Annotated in this window: 5 protein-coding genes and 1 pseudogene; 3 read left to right on the forward strand and 3 right to left on the reverse strand. The window is 47.5% G+C overall.

The window, feature by feature from the left end:
• The 3 genes and pseudogenes from AC4E7D_RS10835 to AC4E7D_RS10845 all read left to right on the forward strand — a co-directional run.
• Window positions 1-1,356: pseudogene (locus tag AC4E7D_RS10835) on the forward strand (peptidase M28); the annotation flags it as partial.
• Complete coding sequence (locus AC4E7D_RS10840; protein WP_490173814.1) at window positions 1,349-2,158, forward strand: NAD-dependent epimerase/dehydratase family protein; 810 nt, start codon at window positions 1,349-1,351, stop codon at window positions 2,156-2,158. The pseudogene AC4E7D_RS10835 and the gene AC4E7D_RS10840, both read left to right, overlap by 8 nt.
• 113 nt (window positions 2,159-2,271) lie before the next feature.
• Complete coding sequence (locus tag AC4E7D_RS10845) at window positions 2,272-2,973, forward strand: tetratricopeptide repeat protein (RefSeq protein ID WP_490173815.1); 702 nt, start codon at window positions 2,272-2,274, stop codon at window positions 2,971-2,973.
• Here AC4E7D_RS10845 and AC4E7D_RS10850 read toward each other — a convergent pair.
• From AC4E7D_RS10850 to AC4E7D_RS10860, 3 genes are all read right to left on the reverse strand, one after another.
• On the reverse strand, window positions 2,970-4,571 hold the full coding sequence (locus AC4E7D_RS10850) for a trehalase family glycosidase (protein ID WP_490173816.1): 1,602 nt from the start codon (window positions 4,569-4,571) through the stop codon (window positions 2,970-2,972). The two genes, AC4E7D_RS10845 and AC4E7D_RS10850, sit on opposite strands and share 4 nt — an antisense overlap.
• A gap of 32 nt (window positions 4,572-4,603) precedes the next feature.
• On the reverse strand, window positions 4,604-5,101 hold the full coding sequence (locus AC4E7D_RS10855) for a nuclear transport factor 2 family protein (RefSeq protein WP_490173817.1): 498 nt from the start codon (window positions 5,099-5,101) through the stop codon (window positions 4,604-4,606).
• On the reverse strand, window positions 5,094-5,728 hold a 635-nt coding region (locus tag AC4E7D_RS10860), incomplete at its 5' end, for a hypothetical protein (protein WP_490173818.1). The genes AC4E7D_RS10855 and AC4E7D_RS10860, both read right to left, overlap by 8 nt.

Consider the following 5,728-nt stretch of genomic DNA (forward strand, 5'->3'; position numbering starts at 1 on the left):
CTGAATTACTTCAACGTACCCCTCTACGGACTGGTATCCTATCCTTTTGAATGGATCTGGCCCATGTTCATATTAGCCCTTCTTACTTTTCTGGGGATTGTATTCAATGGAATAAGGAAGAAGCAGCTTTCCTGGAAAAATATAGCCAAAGGGTTCCTGCCCATGTTCCTTGTCCTGCTTATCAATGGTGTGGCAGGGTATTTCAGCTGGTCAGTATTACGCTGGATCTATCCGGAATATCAGGATATCCTCCATGGCTTCCCTTATAACGGTCATGCCTACATTGCAGCCTTTGTCTACTTCTCCCTTGGGGTGTGTTTCCTGGTATACCATAAATTCAAAAACATAGGTGTGGGAGATTTGCTCGTAGCACCTGCTTTTCTTTGGTTGCTTATCTGCGGTTTGCTGGCGAATTACCTGCCGGGGGCAAGTTTTTTTATTGTCCCTGTGTATGCCTTGCTGGTGGGCTTGCTCATCGTAAGCCAGCAAAAAGCGCCCAGTGCATATTTACTTGCCTTCCTGGGTCTGCCTGCATTGGTGATGTTTGCACCTTTTGTAAAGATGTTTCCGGTAGGGCTTGGATTAAAAATGATGGTGGCAGCAACGGCTCTGGTTTCCCTGATCTTCTTTCTATTGCTCCCGCTGTTTGGATACTTTAAAATAAAAAGGGGACTGGCGGCCTTTTTCTTCCTGCTGTTTATAGGCTTTCTGTTTGATGCTCACTTCACTAAAGGGTTTGATGCGGATAACCCCAAACCCAGCAGCCTGCTCTATGTGCTCGATGAAGATGAGAACACTGCCCAATGGGCGACCTATGAAAAAGTACCTTCTTCATGGACCTCCCAATATCTGGGACCTGACCCTGTGAGGCCGAAAAAACTTGGAGATAAAACGCTGAGCAGTAAATACAGTACGGGCTTCTCTTATGTCGCAAATGCTGCCCTCAAAACAGTTAAGGGTCCGGAAATACAGGTATATCTGGATACTTTGATAGGCGTGGAACGTATTATTGAGCTTGAGGTGCAACCCCAGCGGTCCGTCAACCGTTTAGAGGTTTTCACCAACGCTATTTCCCTGAGCTCGGCAGTGGTTAATGATATTGTTCTGTCAGAATTTTACCTCGAACGCAGACCAAGGGGAAAACTGATCACGCACTATATTAGTGACAATGAACCCACCCACCTCAAGCTGGCCTTCCCAATAGATGAAAAGCTGGAACTCACTTTATACGAGGCCTCTAACGACTTGTTGACTCATGAGTTATTTTCTGTGCCCCCCCGCCCGCAACACCTTATCCCTATGCCCTTTGTGCTGAATGACGCGATTTTGGTAACCAAAACTATTTCTTTTGACTAGGACCATCGGGATCATGGGTTGTGGATGGCTGGGCCTTCCGCTAGGGGAAGCTCTCGCGGAACGCAACTACAAAATAAAGGGCACTACTACCCGGGAGCAACGCCTGGGCCAACTGGAATCCAAAGGGATTGACCCTTACCTGATTCAACTGGATGAGAAGGAAGTTCATGGTCCAATCGACGAATTCCTTAATGGCCTGGAAATACTGGTTATTAATATTCCTCCAAAACTTAGGTCGGACAGCCCAGAAAACTATGTCGCTAAAATTAAGAGGCTTAAGTCGCACCTAAAGGTCTCGGGGGTACACAAAGTGATATTTGTAAGCAGCACTTCAGTTTATGGGGCCCTCCCCGGTGAGGTAAGGGAGACCACCCCTCCCCAGCCCAATTCCGAAAGTGGCAGACAATTGCTGGAATCAGAGCAGTTGCTACTTGCAGACCCTGATCTTCACACTACTGTAGTGCGCTTCGGTGGGCTTATCGGACCCAAAAGACATCCTGCCAACCAGCTATCGGGCAGGAAAGGACTAAAAAATGGAGACCATCCTGTTAACCTCATCCACCTGGACGATTGCCTGCGCATACTTATTTCCATCATTGAGAAGGATTGGTGGAATACGGTATTTAATGCCGTGTACCCTGCTTATCCCAGCAAGGCTGCCTACTACACCTCTGAGTGCTTAAAAAGAGGGTTGCCGGTTCCCGAATATTTCGATGCTGTTGATGGAAAAGAAGGAAAAAAGGTTAAAAGTGAACGGCTGCTGGAAAAGGGATTTGTGTTTACCACAGATATTGTAGGTTGATCCTTTGGGGATAATCCATGGAATTTTAACCTGTTCCCTCCCGTTTTTAAGAGTTTCCCTATCGCAATACCCAAAAAAATATCTTAGTTTTGGCCCACTCTAAAATCAGGACGATGAAGCGGATTTTTTTCCTTTTGGTATTTATTGCGGGGCTAACTGTACAAGCCCAGGATAAAAGTGAAATGATAGCCCATTACAAGGCATTTTATAAACAAATGCGGTTGCAGGGGGATGTGAACGGGGTAATCAATGCCCTGACCCATTTGAATGTATTGGATCCCACTCCGCAGAGGAGGGACACACTGGCGTATGTTTATGCGAACAGTAATAAGCACATGCAGGCCCTGAACACCCTGCAGAGCATTGAAAAAAATGAAGCGGATTCTGACCTCGCCGTGCAGGTCAAAGCGGTATCCCTGAAAGCGCTTAACCAGCCAAAAAGGGCTATTGAGCATTTCGAGATCCTCTTCCAAAGGAATCCCAATGCCTATTTGGCCTATGAAATAGCGGATTTAAAAATACAGGTAGGAGATAATGAAGGGGCTACTACAAACATCGATTACGGTATTGCCAATGCCACAGCTGACATGAAGTATGCTTTCTATGAGCGGCAGCAACCTTATGAGGTGCCGTTAAAAGCCGCCTTAATCCACCTGAAAGGCCTGGCCCAGTACAATATGGACCACAATAACATCGATACGGCCATCGCTACCATCGATGAAGCCTTGAAGATCGATCCCAATTTCAACCTGGCCAGCCTGAGTAAGCAGGCCCTGGAATCCAGGAAACAGAGCCCGGAAGAGAACAAGAACTAATTAGCAATTTCCTTCACAGGGGCACCCAGTTCCTGTAAAATTTCACGGAAACCGAGGGCTACACCGTTGGTCCAACCAAAACCGTCCTGGGTTTCGTATTCGCCTCCCCCGGAAAGCAGGCTAATGTCTTCAACATTATACTTTTCCATCATCTTGCCCGTATTCTCATATACCCGTTCATTAAGGGCAAGCCAGCTTATCATTATGGTTTTCGCCTCTTCCGTATACCCGTAATTCAGGAGTCCTTTGACAGCGATCCACTGCAGTGGCGCCCATCCGTTAGGGGCATCCCATTGCTGACCGGAATCCTTCAGGGTGGTTAACAGTCCACCATCCCTCAGGAAATCTTCCATTAACCGGTCGCGGACACCTTGCGCCTGTTCCGTGGTCGCCAATTTGAAATACAGGGGAAAAACCCCTGCCAGGGTAAGCTGTCCCATGGTTGCTCGGGAATCGATATGATAGTCATAAAAGTACTTCATGTCCGGGTTCCAGAACAAGGTGCGGACCGCTTCTGCGCGTTTGGCAGCCAACTGCTCATAATGACCGTGCATTTCTGCGTCCCCATCTTGTCCGTATCCTTCTGCGATCTCCATTTCCATGAAATACATCAGGCAATTAAGGTCCACCGGGATGATCCGGGAGGTGGCTGTGGAGGCAAAATCATCTGTCAGGAACCAGCGACTGCTAAAATCCCAGCCCGAGGCAGCTGCCGCCCTGAGGTTAACATAGAGGGCCTCTTTTTCCTCCATTGTACCCAACTCACTTGCCAAATGCAGGTCCTCTTTGTACGCTTCTGGTCTGGGTGATGTTCCCATGTCCCAATAGCGGTTGAGGAGGAGTGTGTCTGCCACCCGAGCCACGTAGCGATAGGTCCCTGCTTCTTCAGTGATACTGTCCTTACCCTTCATCCAAAAGTTGTATTCCTTTACCAGGCTGGGGAAGAATCCACGTGCCGTGGTACTGTCTTTTCTTGAAAGCGCATCGACCATCAGACTGAAGAAAGGGGGTTGGGTACGTGTAAGGTAATAGTTTCGCGTCCCGTTAGGGATAAAACCAATGGAATCGATCAGGTGGCTGAAGTTAGCTACCATGTCACTGGCAAGGTCCACTTCATCATCCACCAGCAGGCCTTCAATAGTAAAATAGCTGTCCCAGTAGTAGATCTCTTTAAACCGTCCACCGGGGACCACATAGGAATTGGGCAGGGGGATCCTTGAGGAGAAGGGGATCACCTGGTCAGGGCCCCTGCTAAGTTTGCTCCAGATACTGCTGATGTGCTCGTACATGTTTTTTGTGGTATCGGTCTCAAAAGAAAGTACGGCTGTTGTCTGGTCGCTGAAATTATCCTCTACAAAAGCTTTGAGGTTGAAATCCGCACGCTCCTTTTCCAATTCATATTTGGCCACGATCTCAGAGTACGGTGCCATGGGCACCAGGTCAGGAAAGGTCTTTGAGTCCTTAAAGATCGCCTGGGTCTGGACTTCCCGGAAAAGTTCTGTGGTATAGAAATCAACGTCAGAAATGTCCTTTGGCGGTTCTTGTCGGCACGACAAGGAGAGTACTATGAGTAAAATGAGAATGGCTCGGTACTTCATGTTCTTGGCTTTTTATAAATTATCGAAATGGCCTACCAATTCCGCTGTATTTGTGTTTGGATAAGGCTGTCTTTCTTCTTTTTTAGCCCAATAACGGCCTGGATTTCCTCATTGGGGATGGTCAGGGAAAGCACGTAGTGCCTGATCTTCCAGGAACCTGCTTTTCTCTCCAGCACCCCGGAACCCCTGCAGGTACCCATCCAGGTATCCAGCAGTTCATCAAACCATGCAAAATTACCATTATCAGCAAGATAGATATTACGTTCCCTGGCCTTGAAGGCCCAGGCTTTTCCCTCGTCAAAATAGGGTTTGGAAAAGTCTTCAAAAGCTTTACGCTGCCAGTTTTCCAGTGCATCTGTACCGATAAAGACGCTTTGATCTCCCATCAGTCCAAAGTAGGTTTCAAACTCGGCATTGGCAGCAGCCTGATGCCACTGATCAAGTACCTGATGGATCTTGACTTTCTGGCTATCCTGGGCGCGTAGGCCAAAGATGCAGGTCAGTAACAGGAGGAGGAGTATTCTATTCATCTAATAATAAATCAAGGTCAAGTGTATCGCTTGCAACGATATTGAATTGTTCCCGGAAGTCATTGTAGGCTTCAAGCATTTCTTTGGCCGGGGGGATCACTTCGGTGCGGTACTCGGAGGCCGCCTTTAATTTCAACAGGAAGGTCTTAAAGACTTTTTGTCGGCTTTTCACCTGGGGGATGTCAAAAGGTTCCGGATATTCAGAAGCTTCGAGTTCATTTTGCCTGTTGATGATTTCTTCCACTGCCAGGATAAGGTCCTCGTTATTTTCTACGCGATATAGCGCGTCAATGCTTGTTTCGAGTTCCTGAAATTCAGTCCAATCCTTGAGGATGGCTGCGGCACGGGCGTTAATGACACTGCGCTTAGGAAGTTGTTCAACATCAACCTGAATCACTGTAGTCACGGTATCTTCCTGCTGCCCCCTTTCGCCACAAGAAGCCGTCAAAAAAGCTCCGAGCAGCACAAGTATTTTTATCAAACGCATAAGCGAATGTACAAATTTTAAAGGGGTTTTAATTCTCCGGGAAATACGCATCCGGGATGTATACCTGAACCTGTTACCCCTCCGGATATAACTGCAATACGCTATCTTTGCATCCAACTGGGAAGCCTGGAAAATGAAGA

The organism is Lentiprolixibacter sp., from assembly GCF_982873095.1.